17 protein-coding genes, 2 tRNA genes and 1 other RNA gene are annotated in these 15,552 nt (G+C 74.7%); 10 read left to right on the top strand and 10 right to left on the bottom strand.

From position 1 onward, the window contains the following. Positions 1–65 precede the first annotated feature (65 nt). The 4 genes from DQ244_RS01000 to DQ244_RS01015 are packed head-to-tail and all read right to left on the bottom strand — an operon-like array spanning position 66 to position 3,731. Entirely contained in the window at positions 66–1,244 is a 1,179-nt protein-coding gene (locus DQ244_RS01000) for a branched-chain amino acid ABC transporter permease (RefSeq protein ID WP_113809629.1), read from the bottom strand. A gap of 2 nt (positions 1,245–1,246) precedes the next feature. Continuing rightward, the gene (locus DQ244_RS01005) at positions 1,247–2,131 is read right to left on the bottom strand and encodes a branched-chain amino acid ABC transporter permease (protein ID WP_113809630.1); all 885 of its coding nucleotides are present in this window, start codon (positions 2,129–2,131) and stop codon (positions 1,247–1,249) included. 36 nt (positions 2,132–2,167) lie between these two features. Further along, positions 2,168–2,938, bottom strand: coding sequence for an ABC transporter ATP-binding protein (locus DQ244_RS01010; RefSeq protein WP_113809631.1), 771 nt, complete (start codon positions 2,936–2,938; stop codon positions 2,168–2,170). Further along, entirely contained in the window at positions 2,931–3,731 is an 801-nt protein-coding gene (locus DQ244_RS01015; RefSeq protein ID WP_233491092.1) for an ABC transporter ATP-binding protein, read from the bottom strand. The genes DQ244_RS01010 and DQ244_RS01015 overlap by 8 nt, the downstream gene beginning before the upstream one ends. 242 nt (positions 3,732–3,973) lie before the next feature. Here DQ244_RS01015 and DQ244_RS01020 point away from each other — a divergent pair, with 242 nt between their 5' ends. Beyond that, positions 3,974–5,191: a CdaR family transcriptional regulator gene (locus DQ244_RS01020; RefSeq protein WP_113809633.1), complete on the top strand. Its 1,218-nt coding sequence runs from the start codon at positions 3,974–3,976 to the stop codon at positions 5,189–5,191. Between the two features lie 16 nt (positions 5,192–5,207). Here the strand turns inward: DQ244_RS01020 and DQ244_RS01025 are convergent, their stop codons facing one another. Both DQ244_RS01025 and DQ244_RS01030 read right to left on the bottom strand, forming a co-directional pair. Continuing rightward, entirely contained in the window at positions 5,208–5,441 is a 234-nt protein-coding gene (locus DQ244_RS01025; RefSeq protein ID WP_113809634.1) for a DUF2630 family protein, read from the bottom strand. Between the two features lie 39 nt (positions 5,442–5,480). Continuing rightward, positions 5,481–6,401: a prephenate dehydrogenase/arogenate dehydrogenase family protein gene (locus tag DQ244_RS01030; RefSeq protein WP_113809635.1), complete on the bottom strand. Its 921-nt coding sequence runs from the start codon at positions 6,399–6,401 to the stop codon at positions 5,481–5,483. 11 nt (positions 6,402–6,412) lie between these two features. Between DQ244_RS01030 and DQ244_RS01035 the strand changes: the two genes are divergently transcribed. The 5 genes from DQ244_RS01035 (at position 6,413) to DQ244_RS01055 (ending at position 8,862) form a co-directional block, all read left to right on the top strand. Further along, a complete protein-coding gene (locus tag DQ244_RS01035; protein ID WP_113809636.1) occupies positions 6,413–7,075 on the top strand; it encodes an O-methyltransferase in 663 nt (220 codons plus the stop codon). Continuing rightward, the gene (locus DQ244_RS01040) at positions 7,072–7,575 is read left to right on the top strand and encodes a tRNA adenosine deaminase-associated protein (protein WP_113809637.1); all 504 of its coding nucleotides are present in this window, start codon (positions 7,072–7,074) and stop codon (positions 7,573–7,575) included. Before DQ244_RS01035 ends, DQ244_RS01040 begins: the two co-directional genes overlap by 4 nt. After that, the gene (locus tag DQ244_RS01045; protein WP_113809638.1) at positions 7,572–8,219 is read left to right on the top strand and encodes an HAD-IA family hydrolase; all 648 of its coding nucleotides are present in this window, start codon (positions 7,572–7,574) and stop codon (positions 8,217–8,219) included. The genes DQ244_RS01040 and DQ244_RS01045 overlap by 4 nt, the downstream gene beginning before the upstream one ends. A gap of 82 nt (positions 8,220–8,301) precedes the next feature. Next, positions 8,302–8,766, top strand: coding sequence for a nucleoside deaminase (locus tag DQ244_RS01050; protein ID WP_233491093.1), 465 nt, complete (start codon positions 8,302–8,304; stop codon positions 8,764–8,766). A gap of 10 nt (positions 8,767–8,776) precedes the next feature. Further along, positions 8,777–8,862: transfer RNA gene (locus DQ244_RS01055), tRNA-Ser, on the top strand. Between the two features lie 78 nt (positions 8,863–8,940). Here DQ244_RS01055 and DQ244_RS20030 read toward each other — a convergent pair. The 3 genes from DQ244_RS20030 to DQ244_RS01065 all read right to left on the bottom strand — a co-directional run bounded on the left by DQ244_RS20030 (position 8,941) and on the right by DQ244_RS01065 (position 11,235). Next, positions 8,941–9,075: a hypothetical protein gene (locus DQ244_RS20030; RefSeq protein ID WP_255411576.1), complete on the bottom strand. Its 135-nt coding sequence runs from the start codon at positions 9,073–9,075 to the stop codon at positions 8,941–8,943. A 137-nt stretch (positions 9,076–9,212) separates the two neighbouring features. Further along, on the bottom strand, positions 9,213–10,868 hold the full coding sequence (locus DQ244_RS01060) for a serine/threonine-protein kinase (protein ID WP_199580092.1): 1,656 nt from the start codon (positions 10,866–10,868) through the stop codon (positions 9,213–9,215). A 19-nt stretch (positions 10,869–10,887) separates the two neighbouring features. Next, on the bottom strand, positions 10,888–11,235 hold the full coding sequence (locus DQ244_RS01065; RefSeq protein ID WP_113809639.1) for a hypothetical protein: 348 nt from the start codon (positions 11,233–11,235) through the stop codon (positions 10,888–10,890). Between the two features lie 162 nt (positions 11,236–11,397). On the opposite strand from DQ244_RS01065, the gene DQ244_RS01070 reads away from it, so the two are divergent. After that, a tRNA-Ser gene (locus DQ244_RS01070) sits at positions 11,398–11,482 on the top strand. A gap of 54 nt (positions 11,483–11,536) precedes the next feature. On the opposite strand, the gene DQ244_RS01075 is transcribed toward DQ244_RS01070, so the two are convergent. After that, a complete protein-coding gene (locus DQ244_RS01075) occupies positions 11,537–12,463 on the bottom strand; it encodes a DMT family transporter (protein WP_113809640.1) in 927 nt (308 codons plus the stop codon). A 97-nt stretch (positions 12,464–12,560) separates the two neighbouring features. Here DQ244_RS01075 and ffs point away from each other — a divergent pair. The 3 genes from ffs (at position 12,561) to DQ244_RS01090 (ending at position 15,547) form a co-directional block, all read left to right on the top strand. Then, positions 12,561–12,656: signal recognition particle sRNA small type (ffs, locus tag DQ244_RS01080), an RNA gene on the top strand. A gap of 163 nt (positions 12,657–12,819) precedes the next feature. Next, positions 12,820–15,102, top strand: a complete 2,283-nt coding sequence (locus tag DQ244_RS01085; protein ID WP_113809641.1) for a DNA polymerase III subunit gamma and tau — start codon at positions 12,820–12,822, stop codon at positions 15,100–15,102. A gap of 100 nt (positions 15,103–15,202) precedes the next feature. Then, on the top strand, positions 15,203–15,547 hold the full coding sequence (locus DQ244_RS01090) for a YbaB/EbfC family nucleoid-associated protein (protein WP_113809642.1): 345 nt from the start codon (positions 15,203–15,205) through the stop codon (positions 15,545–15,547). Positions 15,548–15,552 lie beyond the last annotated feature (5 nt).

Here is a 15,552-nt window from a genome sequence, read left to right on the forward strand (position 1 = left end):
CTGGTGCCCGGGGGTCTGGGTGGGGGTGGAGAGCGGGGGGAGCGGGCCGGAGGATCGGGTCGTCCTCACCCCCCGCTCGAGCCGGCCGCGGCGCGGGCTGCCGCGGCGCGCTTGGCCTTCTGGGTCATCCAGCGCAGCCGGACGGTGCCGACGAAGCCGCCCGGGGCGAAGATCATCGCCACGATGAGCACGACGCCGTAGACGAACGGGGCGAGCTGGGCGGCCTCGGTGTTGTTCAGGCCGAAGTCGATGCCGCGGTCGGTCACCCACGGCGGCAGGAACACCAGCAGCGCCGAGCCCAGCAGCGCGCCGAGCAGGCTGCCGAGGCCGCCGATCACGATCGCGGTGAGCAGCGACAGCGAGAGGACCAGCGTGAACCCGCTGGGCGCGGCGAGCCGGACGACGAGGGCGAGCACGGAACCCGCGAGACCCGCGGCCGCGGCGCTGACGACGAAGGCCAGCACGCGCCAGGCGCCGAGGTTGATGCCGGCCAGCTCGGCGGCGACGTCCTGGTCGCGGATCGCCCGCCAGGTGCGCCCGATCCGGCTACGCACCAGGTTGGCGAGCAGGAAGTAGGTGATCAGCAGGCAGATCGCGCCGACGTAGGCCAGCCACTTCGTGCTCGTCGCGTTGGCGCCGGAGACCAGGCCGATGAAGCTCTCGAAGGATTCCGGGGCGCGAGGCGCGCGCACCCGGAGGCCCTGCTCGCCGCCCAGGAAGTCGTGGAAGTAGATGGCCAGGCCCGGGAGACCGACGGCGAGCGCGAGCGTCGCACCGGCGAGGTAGGGCCCGTGCAGCCGGGCCGCGGCCACGCCCACCAGCGCGCCGACGACGGTGGCCATGACCACCGAGATCAGCAGGATCAGCGGCAGGGGCAGCGCCCCGTCGGGCTCCTGGAGCAGCAGCGCGGTGGTGTAGGCGCCGACCGCCATCAGGGCACCGTGGCCCAGGGAGATCTGGCCGTTCATGCCGGTGAGCACGGTCAGGCCACCGGCGGCGATGGCGTAGAAGCTCAGCGTCGCCAGCTGGGAGTTGGTGAAGGGGTCGGTGATCTCCAGGATCACCACGGCGGCGACGGCGCCCAGGAGCAGCAGCACCAGGTGCCGGAGCAGCGTGGACTGCGGCAGGAGGGTGCGGCCGGTCGTGGCGGCGGCGGACGGGGCGTTCGCCGCCGCGGTGGCGGCGACGGGTGCCTCGTCGGTGACCTGACCGGCGGTGGAGGGGGAGTTCTGCAGATCGCTCATCGTCATGCCCTCCGGGCCGTCGTGCTGCTGAACAGACCGCCGGGCCGCACGAGCAGCACGACCATGAGGATGACCAGGGCGGAGATGGTGACCAGCGCGCTGCCCCGCGGGGCGTAGCCGCTGATGTAGCTCAGCGCCAGGCCGAGGATCAGCCCGCCGACGATGGCGCCGATCGGGGAGTCCAGGCCGCCGATGATCGCGGCGACGAAGCCGAACACGATCAGGCTGTCCATGTAGGCGGGGTAGACGAAGCCACCGCCGGCGATCAGCAGGCCGGAGAGCGAGCCGACGACCGCGGCCAGGCCCCAGCCGAGGGTCAGCATGCCGCCGACCTTCACGCCGAGCAGCCGGGAGACCTCCTGGCTGAAGGCCGAGGCGCGCATCGCCAGCCCGACGCGGGTGAACCGGAACAGCGCCACCAGCAGCAGCATCGTCACGACGACGGCGCCGAAGATGTAGAGGCTGTTCGGGGTGAACGCGACCCGGTTGCCGCCGATTTGGAAGCCCTCGAGCCCGAACGGCGCCGGGAAGGACTGGAACGACGACCCGAAGATGATCGCGATCAGGGCCTGGAGCGCCACGAAGAGACCGAGGGCGACGATGACGGCGTTGAGCTCGTTGCCGCCCTCGACCGGTCGGATGATGACCCGCTCGATGATGGCCCCGAGGACGAAGCCCGAGGCGAGGGAGACGACGAGGGCGAGCCAGTAGGAGTAGCCGGCCTGGATGAGGGCCAGGGCGATGAACGTGGTCGCAGCGGCCATGGAGCCCTGCGCGAAGTTGACGATGCGGGTGGAGCGCCAGATGAGCACCAGGGCCAGCGCGAAAGCCGCGTAGATCAGGCCCTGGGTCAACCCGGTGAGGGTCACGTTCACGAACTGCTGCACGAAGTGTGCCTTCCTTGACCGGAGGGGAGGGCGGGGTCAGAAACCGAGGTAGGCGTGCCGGAGGTCCTCGTCGCCCATCAGCGCGCTCGCTGAATCGGTGACGACCACGCGGCCGAGGTTGAGGACGACGCCGACGTCGGCGACCGACAGGGCGCTGCGGGCGTTCTGCTCGACCAGCAGGACCGAGAGGCCCTCGCTGTCGACCAGCTGGCGCAGCAGCCCGAAGATCTGCGCGACGATCCGCGGCGCGAGACCCAGGGACGGCTCGTCCAGCAGCAGGATGCGCGGCTTGGCCAGCAGGGCCCGGCCGATGACCAGCATCTGCCGCTCACCGCCGGAGAGCGTGTGGGCGTGGTTGTTGCGGCGCTCGGCGATCCGCGGGAAGAGGTCGTAGATCCGGTCGTACTCGGACTTGGCGACCTTGCCGCGGAACAGCGCGCCGACCCGCAGGTTCTCGTCCACGGTCAGCTCGGCGATGACGCCACGGCCCTCGGGGACGTGCGCCATGCCTTTGGCCACCATGGCCTCGACGGGGGCCTTGGTGATGTCGGCGCCGTCGAGCAGGACCCGGCCGGCGACCGGGCGGACCAGGCCGCTGATCGTGCGCAGCAGCGTCGTCTTGCCCGCGCCGTTGGCGCCGAGGACGGCGGTGATGCGCCCGGCCTCGGCCGACAGCGAGACGCCGTCGAGCGCGCGGACCGGTCCGTAGGCCGACGTCAGGCCCTCGACCTCGAGCAGGCGGGTGCCGGTCGCGGTGCCGCCGCCGGTGGTGGCGGAGACCGCCGTGGCGCCGTGTGCCTCAGCCATGGTGGCGTCCTCCGTCCGTGTGGGTCAGCTCCGCCGCGTCGGCCTCGACGTCGACGGCGTCGCCGAGGTAGGCCTCGGTGACCGCGGGGTCGGCCTGCACCTCGGCCGGGGTGCCGGCGGCGATCTGCTTGCCGGAGTCCAGGACGGTGATCCGGTCGCAGACCCGCATGACCAGGTCCATGTGGTGCTCGACCAGCAGCACGCTCATCCGGCCGACGACGGAGCGGATGAGCTCGCCGAGCTCGTGCATCTCGTCCTCGGACAGACCGCTGGCGGGCTCGTCGAGCAGCAGCAGGTCGGGCTCGGCCACGAGCGCGCGGGCCAGGGCGACGCGCTTCTGCACCGGGTACGGGAGGCTGCCCGGGTAGCGGCCGGCGTAGCTCTCGGCGCCGAGCTCAGTGAGGGCCTGCATGGCCCGCTCGCGGAGGCGCTTCTCGTCCTTGTCCGACATCGGCAGCGCCAGCAGGGCCGACAGGAAGCCGGCCTTCGCGTGGCGGTGCGCGCCGACCATCACGTTCTCCAGCACGGTCATGCCGGCGAACAGGCCGACACCCTGGAGCGTGCGGGCGATGCCGAGCGAGGTGAGCTGGCTGGGGCGCAGCCGGGTCAGCTCGCGGTCGCGCCACACGATGCGGCCGGAGGTCGGCCGGACGAGGCCGCAGGCGACGTTGAACAACGTCGTCTTGCCTGCGCCGTTGGGGCCGATGAGCCCGTGCACCTGACCGGGCTCGACGGTGAGCGAGACGTCGGTCAGGGCGAGCACGCCGCCGAAGGCGACGTTGATCCCGGTCATCTCGAGCCGGGCTGTGGGCGCTGTGTCGGTCTTTCGCTGGCTGCCGGTCGGCTGCGCCAAGGGGCCCACTGCTCCTCTGCGTCGGGGAGATCGCCGTTTCCGGAACTACCGGGACGGCGACGATTGGGTCACGAGTACGTCCCGCTGAGACTGCCTGCCCGTGTCAGCGGTCACAATGGGCGCAATGCACAGCGATCGGGCCGCTGTGTTGTGCTGTGCGTCACGAACGGGGAGGTGAGCGCGTGCATCCGTTCCGACCGGAGGTCGCGGCTCGTCTGGCCGAGCTCGCACCCTTGCTGATGTCCGAGCTCGAGGACATGACCGACCGCATGCTCGACGTCCTGCTGCGGAGCGAGCCCGCCTACCGCGAGCTGCTGGTGCCGGAGGAGGAGCTGCGGGCCTCCACCCGCCGCAACCTGGAGCACGGGCTGCAGACGCTGCTCGCGGGCTGGACCGACCACGCCGACGGCACGCGGGCGGGAGCCCGCGCGGTGGGGCGCCGGCGGGCGGCCCAGGGCGTGCCGCTGGAGGCGGTGCTGCGCGCCTACCGGCTGGGCGGCCAGGTCACCTGGGAGGGGCTGCTGTCGGTGTCCCAGCGCAGCCCGCACGGCCACGACGTCCTGCTGCTGGAGGTCGCCGGCTCGGTGTGGCGGACGAACGACGCCGACTGCGCCGCCGTCGCCGAGGGCTACCGGGAGGAGCAGCGGCGGCTGGCCGGCGTGGACGAGGTGGCCCGGCAGCAGGTGTTGGACGGGCTCATCGACGGCCGCGGGGGCGACCCCGCCTTCGTGCGCAGCGCGTCGGAGCTGCTGGCGATGCCGCTCGACGGCCGGCTCATGGCCGTGGTGGCGCTGCCCGGCCCCGACGGCTGCCCGGCCCTGGACGCGCCGACCGACGGGCTGCTCAAGCGCGGGGTGCGGTCGGTGTGGGGCGGTCGCGGCGACGCGCAGGTCGGCTTCGTGGTGCTGGGCGCCGTCCGGCCCGCGGACGTGGTGGCCCTCCTGACCGGGGTGGCCCGCGGTCCCGTCGGCGTCTCGGACGTGGTGGCCGACGCCGCCGGCGCGGGTGCGGCGTACCGCCTGGCCGAGACCGCCGCACGGACCCTGCCGGCGGGGGTGCGGCGCGTGGTGAGCATCGACGAACGGCTCCCCGAGGCGCTGCTGAGCAACTCGCCCGAGATCAGCTCCCGGCTCGTGGGCCAGTCGCTCGGCGGTCTGCTGGAGCTGCCCGAGGACGAGCAGGGCGTCCTGCTGGACACCCTCGAGGCGTTCCTCGCCGCCGACGGGTCGCCGACGCGGGCGGCGGACGCGCTCTACTGCCACCGGAACACCGTCATGCACCGGCTGCGGCGGATCGAGTCGGTGACCGGGCGCAAGCTCACCGACCCGCGGTCGCGCCTGCTGTGGCAGCTGGCGCTGCTCGGCACCGGCCGCCGGCAGCCGACCACGCGGTCGGCGTGACGGCGGCCCGCCGGCGCTACTGCAGGTAGCTCTCCACCTGGGGCTCGGGGCGAGCCTGGGCCTCGTCGGGGTCCTCGCCGTACTGGCGCTTGGCTCGGCGCTGGCGGAGCAGGTCCCAGCACTGGTCGAGGTCGGCCTCGAGCTTGCTCATCCGGGCACGGGTCTCGTCGGTGTGCTCGCTGCTGTCGCGGAGCTTGTGCTCCTCGTCGACCAGCGTGTGGATGCGGGAGAGGATGTCGTTCTCGTCCATGCCCCCGTCCCTGCCCGTCGGCGCGGGCGCGAAACGGACCTAGGCGGGGAGCCAGCCCTCCACGAACGCCGCGAGCCGCCGGTGCACCGCCCCGCCCGCGCGCCCCAGCGCCAGCAGCGCCGAGCGGTCCAGCGGCACCCGCACGGTGCGCCGGTCGGGAGAGCGCCGGGCGACCGCGGAACCCGCGCCCACCAGCTCCGGCCACGGCCGGTCCAGCTGGGCCCGGACCCGGTCGAGGGCCGCGGCAGTCGGTCCGGCGTTGCCCTCGACCATGGCCGTCACGAAGGCGGGGTCGCTGCCCATGACCCGGGTGCCGTCGCGGAAGCTGCCCGCGGCCAGCGCGAGGGCGAGCGGTCCGGCGTCGGCCGCGGCGGCGGCGAGCGCGGCGGCCAGCAGGTGCGGGACGTGGCTGATGGCAGCGACGGCGTCGTCGTGCTCGGCGGCGGTCACCGGCACCACCTCCGCGCCCACCGCCAGCGCCACCTCGGCGACGCGCAGCCAGCGCGGCAGCTCGGTGCCCGGCTCCAGGCACAGCGCCCAGCGGGCGCCGGCGAACAGCCCGGGGTCGGTCGCCTCGTGGCCGGAGCGCTCGGTGCCGCACATCGGGTGCCCGCCCACGAACCGGCCGCCGAACGCCGCGCCCAGCGACTCGACGACCGGCACCTTGACCGAGCCCAGGTCGGTGACGGTGGCGGCCGGGTCGACGGCCAGCCCCTCGAGCGCCGTCGTCATGGCCGGCAGCGGGACGGCGAGGACGACGACGCCGCTGAACTCCCGGGTGATCCGCACCCCGCGCGCGGCCGCGGCCTCGCGCGCGGCGGGATCGACGTCCCAGCCGCTCACCTCGCGGCCCGCGGCGACCAGGGCGGCGGCCAGCGAGCCGCCCAGCTGGCCCAGCCCGACGACGCCCACCGGCGGGGCGGGCATGGTCGGGACCGGGAACGCGGGGGCATCGGCCATGATCAGAGGCTATGACGCCCCGCTCGTTCCTCCTCACCGCCGAGCTGGCGGACTACGTGCAGGCATCCTCGGAACCCGTCGACGCCGTCATGGCCGACCTGATCCGGGAGACCGCCGAGATGGCCGAGCGCGGCGAGGCCTCGCCCACCATGCAGATCGCGCCCGAGCAGGGCGTGCTGATGCGGCTGCTCACCCGCGCGCTGGGCGCCCGGCGGGCCATCGAGATCGGCACGTTCACCGGGTTCTCCGCGCTGTGCATCGCCGAGGGGCTGCCCGAGGACGGGTCGCTGCTCTGCCTGGACCGCAGCGAGGAGTGGACCGCCGTCGCCCGCCGGTACTGGGAGCGGGCGGGCGTGGCCGACCGGATCGAGCTGCGCCTCGGCGACGCGCTGGCCACGCTCCGGGAGCTGCCGGCGGAGGAGACCTTCGACCTGGCCTTCGTCGACGCGGACAAGACCGGCTACGCCGCGTACGTCGAGGAGCTGCACCCGCGGCTGACCGGCAACGGCGTCGTCCTGCTGGACAACACGCTGCGCGGGGGGCAGGTGCTCGATCCCGAGGACGAGTCCGACTCCGCCCTCGCGTCGCTGAACGCGGCGCTGGCCACCGACCCCCGCTGGGAGACCGTGCTGCTGCCGCTGGCCGACGGCCTGACCCTGCTCCGCAAGCGATGACCGACGGGAGCGTCTACGGCCGGTCCGCGTTCGCCGTCCGGGTCGCGCGCGAGGGCGGGCGCTGGCAGGTGCGGTTGCTCGCCCAGGACGCCGGTGACGAGCTGCCGGTGCTGGAGCGGGCACTGGGGGAGCCGGGTGCCGGGGGCTGGCCGCCGCCGTTCGTCCTCGTCCTCGACTCGCGGCTGTACTTCGTGGCGCTGCGGCACGGCCCGGGCGGCATGGTGCGGGCGCTGATCTCCGACGCCACGATGCTGGAGTGGGTGCTCGCCGCCGAGGTGGTCGAGCGCTACGGCATCGGCGTCGACACCGAGGGGGCCTTCGACGACGACGAGACCGGCTGGCCCGGTGGTGACCTCGACCTGTTCGCCGACGACGGCCTGCCCGCCGACGAGCTGCGCCCGATCGTGACCGCCGACGACCTGTGGGCCGACGAGATGGTGGAGCGGATCGCCACCCGGCTCGGGTTCGCCGAGGAGCTCGCCGCGGCGGTGACCGCGTGACCGTCTCCGCCGTCGTCTTCGACCTGGGCGGCGTGATCACCGAGAGCCCGATGACCGCCTTCGCCGCGTACGAGCGCGAGGCCGGGCTGCCGGAGGGGCTGATCAGGCAGCTGAACTCGACCGACCCCGACACGAACGCCTGGGCCCGCTACGAGCGCAACGAGCTCGACGTCGCCGGTTTCTCCGCGGCGTTCGAGGCCGAGGCCGCGGCGCGAGGGCACCGGATCGACGCCGCCCGCGTGCTGGCCGCGCTGCACGGCGACGTCCGCCCGGCGATGGTGGCCGCGGTGCGCCGGCTCCGCGGGGCCGGGCTGCCCCTGGCGGTGCTGTCGAACAACGTCGCGCCGATGGAGCGCACCGGCCGGCTCGGGGAGCTGCTGGAGCTGTTCGACGCGGTGGTGGAGTCCTCGGTCGAGGGCGTGCGCAAGCCCGAGCCGGAGATCTACCGCCGCGCGCTGGAGCGGCTCTCGGACGCCGTGGGCCGGCCGATCGGGGCGGCCGACTGCGCCTACCTGGACGACCTGGGCATCAACCTGAAGCCGGCGCGGGCGCTGGGGTTCTCGACGATCAAGGTCGTCGACCCCGCGGTGGCGCTGGCCGAGCTGTCCGAGCTGGTCGGCTTCCCCCTGGACGCTGCGTCGTGACCCCGGGGATGCCTCTGTTCCTCGGGCAGTCGGGCTCTGCCCACCACGGTGGGCAGAGCCCGACTGGCCGAGGGAGCACCTGGTGACCGCCGACCTGGGCGCCGTGATGGGGCGGGCGCTGGAGCTGGCGGCCGCGGCCGAGGAGTGGGGGGACACCCCGATCGGCGCCGTCGTCCTCGGCCCGGACGGCACGGTGCTGGCCGAGGCCGCCAACGAGCGGGAGAAGCGCGGCGACCCGACCGCGCACGCCGAGGTGCTCGCGCTGCGAGCGGCAGCGCAGGTGCACGGCGACGGCTGGCGGCTGTCCGGCTGCACGCTCGTCGTCACCCTCGAGCCCTGCACGATGTGCGCCGGCGCGAGCGTCCTGTCGCGGGTGGACGCCGTGGTCTACGGCGCCGACGACCCGAAGGCGGGGGCCGCCGGATCGCTCTGGGACGTCGTCCGCGACCGCCGGCTCAACCACCGGCCACAGGTCACCGGGGGCATCCGGGCCGAGGAGTGCGGCGCGCTGCTACGTGCCTTCTTCCGGCGTCAACGGGGCCTGTAGTCTCTTCGGCGGTGGCGTGTCCGAGCGGCCGAAGGAGCACGCCTCGAAAGCGTGTGAGGGCAACCCCCTCCGTGGGTTCAAATCCCACCGCCACCGCTCGTGGACGGCGACGTCCGTCAGGTCAGCGACCTGGTGGACGTCGCCGTTCCTGCATCCGGGGCCGAGCGCGTCCGGCTACCGGTCGGCGGACGACGTGCGGGTGATGCCGGCGTTCTCGGTCGTGATCTCCCCGAGGCTGCCGAAGGCCATCAGGCCGGCAGCGGCGGCGATCGTCGCCAGCGAGGCGAGGAGCTTCCGGGCCGTGGTCACGCCGTGCATCCTCCCCGCCGCCGTCACGGTGAGTAGTGCGCCCTGCGGGCCACCGCCCGGCCGGGTGAGGGCGTTCACCCGGTCGTGCCGACGCCCGTCACGATCCGTGCGCGGTCCGGCCTGCACCGCGGGCCCGGTCAGGGGTCGAGTTCGCTGTCCAGGATCAGCTGGCCGTCCCGCTCGATGACCGTGAACGCGCGGACCGCGGACTCCACCTCGCCGTTGGTGTAGGTCCACTCGAGCCGGCCGGTGGCCCGGGTCTGCCCGTCGGTCGCCTGCACCTCGCTGAGCGTCACGCCGGAGAACTGGTTCCAGTACTCGATGTAGTTCTCGCGGCTGATGTTCGCGCGCAGCGTCGGCCCGGTGCGGTCGTACGCGGCGGCCGGATCCGCGATGACCTGCTGGTGGTAGTCCTCGAGGAACGCGGTGATGTTGGCCGCGCTGAGCGGGTCGCCGGCGGGTTCCTCGACGACCTCCGACGTCGTGGGCTCGGTCTCCTCCGTCGGCGCCTCGGGCTCCGTCGTCGGGGGCTCGGACTCGCTGGTGGGCGCGGGCTCGGAGCTGGACGGCGACGGGTCGGCGGAGCTCTCGTCCGGGTCGTCGGGGGAGAGGTTGAGCAGCAGCACCAGCAGACCGGCGAGCAGCGCCACGCCGAGGACGGCGGCGACCAGCGGCCACCGCCGTCGGCGGCGCGGTCCGGCCGCCTCGGCAGCCGGTCCGGTCGTCGTGGGCGGCGGGGCAGCCACGACCGGCGGGGTCCCCTTCGCGGGTGCCGTGGCGGGAACGGGCGTGCGCGCGGCCGGCGGGATGGGGGTCGGCTCCTCCGCGGCAGCCGGAGCCGGAGTGCTCTCGACGGCGACGGCGGGGAAGACGGCGGTGCCCGGGCGCCCCGGGGAGGTGGCGACGTCGGTGCGGGCCAGCAGCACCGTGGTCGTGTCCCCGTCCCGCCCGGCCGCCAGTTTCGCCAGCTGGTCGCGCACCTCGGTCATGCTGGGGCGCTCGGCTGGATCGGCGGCCAGCATGCGCATCAGCGGCGCGGTGAGCGACCCGGCCCGCTGCGGCGGGTTGACCTGCCCGCCGGCCACGCGGTGCAGCATGCCCAGCGCGTTGTCGTCCGTGCCGAAGGGCGGCGCGCCCTCCAGGCAGGTGTAGAGCGTGGCGCCGAGGGAGAAGACGTCGCTGGCCTCGGTCATCTCGCGCCCCTGCGCCACCTCGGGCGCGAGGTAGGCGGGGGTGCCGGTGATCTGGCCGGTCTGGGTGAGCGTGACGTCGCCGCGGGCGTGCGAGATGCCGAAGTCGGTGATCTTGACCAGCCCGGCGATCCGGCCGCCCTGGCCGATGAGGATGTTCCCGGGCTTCACGTCGCGGTGCACGATGCCGGCGGCGTGCGTGGCGGCCAGCGCGTCGGCGACCTGGGCGCCGATCTGCGCCACCTGGTCCACCCGCAGGAGCCCGTCCTCGGTGAGTACCGCCGACAGGCTGCGGGAGGGCAGGTACTCCATGACCAGCCACGGCGCGCCGCTCTCCACGGCGACGTCGTAGACCGAGATGGCGTGCGGGTGGCTGAGCCGGGCGGCGATCCGGCCCTCGCGCAGGGCGCGCTGCCGCTGCTCGTCGATCTGCCGCTCGTCGGCTCCCAGGGGGGAGAGCACCTGCTTGATCGCCACCTGGCGGCCCAGCAGCTCGTCGCGGGCGAGCCACACCGCGCCCATCCCGCCGCCACCGATCTGCGACTCGAGCCGGTAGCGACCGGCGATGAGGCGACCGGGAGCGGTGACGACAGGACGGGTCATCGACGGGGGACGGCCGCGCTCAGACGGTGGAGGGCACGCCGTACCGGCGCGCGTACTCCTCCTGCGCGCCGGCGGGGAGGGCGTCGTAGAGGTCGCCGAGCTCGGTGTGCACGCCCGGGTCGAGGTCGTCGAAGATGCGCTCCCAGGTGGGTGCCTCGTCGTAGCTGCGGGTCAGCAGCAGCTCCCACGCCTGCGCCTGCCGGTCGCGCTTGCTGCGCTCGGCGACGAACTCGGACAGGTAGCGGTCCTTCGCGGCCGTCTTCTCCTCAGCCGTGGCGCCGGCCGGGAGCTCTCCGGCGTCGCCGCCCTTGAGCACACCGACGATCGCCTCGACGACGTCCGGTCGTACCTCGCTGTGCTCGCTCATGGTCTGCCTCCTCGTCGGTGCCCCGCAGTTCAGGAGCCTTCCCCAGTGGCCACCCGGCGAACCGCCCTGCGGTGCAGGATGCCGCACGGGGCGCCGCTCGGCCTCTCCGGTGGTGTCCCGGCGGATCGGCGGAAGGCGCCCGGTACGATCCTCGCCGTACCTGGAGGATTCGCCTAGTGGCCTATGGCGCTCGCTTGGAAAGCGGGTTGGGGGCAACCCCTCGGGAGTTCGAATCTCCCATCCTCCGCAGGTCGACGGGCCCCCGGCAGCACGCCGGGGGCCCGTCGCGTTCCCGGCGGGGTCAGGCGCCCGCGGTCGGGACCGGCTGCCGCAGCCGGTGCGCGTACAGCCCGGCGACGGCGGCCAGCACCAGCACGCCTCCGGCCAGCGCGCCGGGGGAGAGCCGCTCGCCCAGGAACGCCGTCGCCAGCACCGTGGCGGACAGCGGCTCCAGGAGCGTGACGATCGAGGCCACCGCACCCGGCACCGTCCGCAGCCCGGTGAAGAACATCGCGTACGCCAGCGCGCTGGGCACGACGCCCAGGTAGAGCAGCACCCCCAGGGCCACCGGGTCGGCGGTGAACCGGAGCCCGACGGCCAGTGCCACCGGGGTGAGCAGCAGCGCGCCGCCGGCGAAGCCGACCAGCGTCACCGGGATGCCGGCCGGCACGCCGCCGCCGGCCAGGGTGACGACCGCGTAGCCGAGCGCCGAGCCCACTGCGGTGAGGGCGCCGAGCACGACCGCCGTCCCGGTGTCGGCGCCGGCCGAGACGCCCACCAGCAGGACCAGCCCGACCAGGGCGGCGACGAGGGCGACGACGGTGGCGCGGTCGGGCCGACCGTGCCCGAGCGCGGTGGCGCCGAGGGCGATGAGCAGCGGGGCGAGGCCGAGGGCGACCAGCGTGGCGATGCTGACCCCGGCGGTGGCGACGGCGGCGAAGTAGGCGAGTTGGTAGGCAGCGAGGCCGGCGGCGACCAGCCCGAGACGCGCCGCCGTGCCCCGGGTGAGCGGCGGCACCGCGTCGCTTCGCCGTCGCCTGCTGAGGGCGAACCCGGCGAGCAGGACGACGGCGCCGATCGCCATGCGGTGCCAGGCGATGTCGAGGGGCCCGAGGTCGCTGTAGCGGGCCACGACGCTGCCGCTGAAGCCCGAGGTGCCCCAGCAGAGGGCGGCGAGGACCACGAGGGCGAAGCCGCGGCGCGAGGCAGCGGGGCTCGGGGTGGTCATGACGCTCCAGGTGCGGGTTTCCGGCGGCGCGAACGGAGCGCGGCGGGAGCCTAGCGGGGGAGTCGTCCGGGCCCCGAGGTGTTTCCTCTACAGTGGTGCCGACCCCTCGTGTGGCGTCATCCTGTGAACCTCCCCAGGGCCGGAAGGCAGCAAGGATAAGCGGGCTCTGGCGGGTGCGCGGGGGGTCCTCGTCTTCTGCGGGCCTCCGGCCGACACCGCGGCCAGGTGCCGTCCCCCTGGCGCGGTGAGCCGCTGCCCGTGTCTCCGTCGGGAGGCCGTCCGGGCCCCCGCAACGGGTGCACTTCGCCGTCGGCCGGGTGCACCTGCCTGTCACCGTTGCCACGTAACCTGCCGACGTGGCACTGGCTCTCTACCGCAAGTACCGCCCGGCGACCTTCGCCGAGGTGGTCGGGCAGGAGCACGTCACCGCGCCGCTGGTGAACGCGGTCGACGGCGGCCGGATCAACCACGCCTACCTGTTCAGCGGCCCGCGCGGCTGCGGCAAGACGTCGTCGGCGCGGATCCTCGCCCGCTCGCTGAACTGCGAGCAGGGGCCGACGTCCACGCCGTGCGGCGTCTGCGGCTCCTGCGTGGCGCTCGCGCCCGACGGCCCCGGCTCGCTCGACGTCATCGAGATCGACGCGGCCAGCCACGGCGGTGTCGACGACGCCCGCGACCTGCGCGAACGCGCCTTCTTCGCCCCGGTGAACAGCCGCTACAAGGTCTACATCGTCGACGAGGCGCACATGGTGACCACGCAGGGCTTCAACGCCCTGCTCAAGGTCGTCGAGGAGCCGCCGGAGTTCCTGGTCTTCGTCTTCGCGACGACGGAGCCGGAGAAGGTGCTGCCGACCATCCGGTCGCGCACGCACCACTACCCGTTCCGGCTGGTGCCGCCGACGACGCTGCGCTCGCTGCTGGAGAGGACCTGCGTCGCCGAGGGCGTCCAGGTCGAGGCGACCGTCTTCCCGCTGGTGGTGCGCGCCGGCGGCGGCTCGGTCCGCGACTCGCTGTCGATCCTCGACCAGCTGCTGGCCGGTGCCGGACCGGAGGGCGTCACCTACAAGAGCGCCGTCGGGCTGCTCGGCGTCACCGACGACGCCCTGCTCGACGAGACGATCGACGCGATGGCCGCGCACGACGCCCCGGGGGTGTTCCGCGCCGTCGACCGCGTGGTGGAGGCCGGGCACGACCCGCGCCGGTTCGCCACCGACCTGCTCGACCGGCTCCGCGACCTGATCGTCCTCGATGCCGTTCCCGACGCCGGCGGCAACGGGCTGCTGGACTGCCCGCCCGACCGGCTGGACCTGATGACCTCGCAGGCCCAGGCGCTCGGTTCGGCCACGCTCTCCCGGATGGCCGACACCGTGCACGAGGGCCTCACCGAGATGCGCGGGACGACGGCGCCGCGGCTGCTCCTCGAGCTGGTCTGCGCCCGCATGCTCCTGCCGGCCACCGACGGCTCGGCCGTGGCCACGCTGCAGCGGCTGGAGCGGCTCGAGCGCCGGATGTCGATCGCCGGTGAGCACGCGGGCCGGGACGTCGGGCACGCCGAGGCGCCCGTGCGCCAGGCCGCGCCCACGCAGGTCCGCGAGGCGCCGCGCCCCGCGGCGGCCGCTCCTGCGCCTGCCCCGGCGCCTGCCGCTACCCCGCCCGCGCCCGCCCAGCAGCAGCCCCCGGCAGCTGCGGGCGCGCGCAAGGAGTACGTGCGCCCGTCCCAGCGCAGCGAGGCCCCGCAGCGCGGTCCGGCACCCGCGGCGGCGCCGTCCGCACCCGCGCCGGCCGCCGACTGGCCGGAGACCGCCAGGCCGGGGGAGAAGCCGCGGCCCGCAGCCGACGACTGGCCGGAGACCGCCCAGCCGGGGAGCCGCCCGAGGCCTGCGCAGGCCCCGCAGCCCGCGCCGTCCGCCCCCGCCGCCGCGGCACCGGCCCGGCAGCCTCGGGTGGCCACGGGCGAGCCCGACATCCCGCTCCCGCCCGAGCCGACCGACGACGAGGACTGGCCGCACGCCGCCCAGCCGGCCGCGGTCCAGGCCGCCGCCGCGCGGGTCGAGCAGCCCCGCCCGCCGGCCTCCCCACCGCGGGCCGCGGCCGAGTCCGCGCCCGCGCCGCGCGGCGGCGAGCCGACTCCCGTGGTGTCGGCCAACCCGCCCGAGGCCGCGGGGGGCGACGGCGAGCTCACCACCGCCGACGTCCGCCGGGTGTGGCCCGAGCTGCTGTCGGTGGTCAAGAAGCACAAGCGCACGACCGAGGCGCTGCTCAAGAACGCCCAGGTGCACCAGCTGGCCAACGGCGTCCTGACCCTGTCGACCTCCTCGCCGGCGTTGGCACGGCGGCTGGGCGACGACCTGAACAAGGACGTCCTCCGGGAGGCGCTCAACGAGCTGCTGGGCGTGCGCTGGCGCGTCGACGCCGTCGTCGAGGGGGCCGGGGGCGGCTCCTCCGCCGGGCCGGCCGTCTCCCCCGAGGTGGCGCGCGAGGCGGCGCGCCAGGCGGAGGCCGCGGAGGCCGTCGAGCTCATGGCCGAGCGCGCCGCGGAGACCGGCGGCGAGCGCGAGCCCGAGCCGGCGGTCGACCAGGAGCAGGCCGCGCTGCAGCTGCTGAGGGCCCAGCTGGGCGCGCGTCCGGTCGACAGCTGAGGTCTGCGCTGCCGGGCATTTCCGGGCGTTGCGGACGCGATCGCGGCGGCATCGCCGGGAAACGACCGGCAAGGTCGGACCCGCGGCCTACTCTCGTGGCATGTTCCCCGGAGGCCAGCCCGACCTGTCGCAGCTGATGAAGCAGGCGCAGGAGATGCAGCAGCAGCTCGTCAGCGCCCAGGAGGAGCTGGCCGCCGCGGAGGTCACCGGCACCGCCGGCGGCGGCATGGTCTCCGCGACGATGACCGGCGACGGCGAGCTCACCGCGCTCACCATCGCCCCCGCCGCCGTCGACCCGAGCGACATCGAGACGCTGCAGGACCTCGTCGTCGCCGCGGTCCGCGACGCCAAGCGCGCGGCCGACGACCTGGCGGCCAGCCGCATGGGCCCGCTCGCCGGCGGCCTGGGTGGCCCCGGCGGCGGCCTGGGCCTGCCCGGCTTCTGACCGGC

It is taken from the genome of Blastococcus sp. TBT05-19 (assembly GCF_003319095.1).
GTDB lineage: Bacteria > Actinomycetota > Actinomycetes > Mycobacteriales > Geodermatophilaceae > Blastococcus.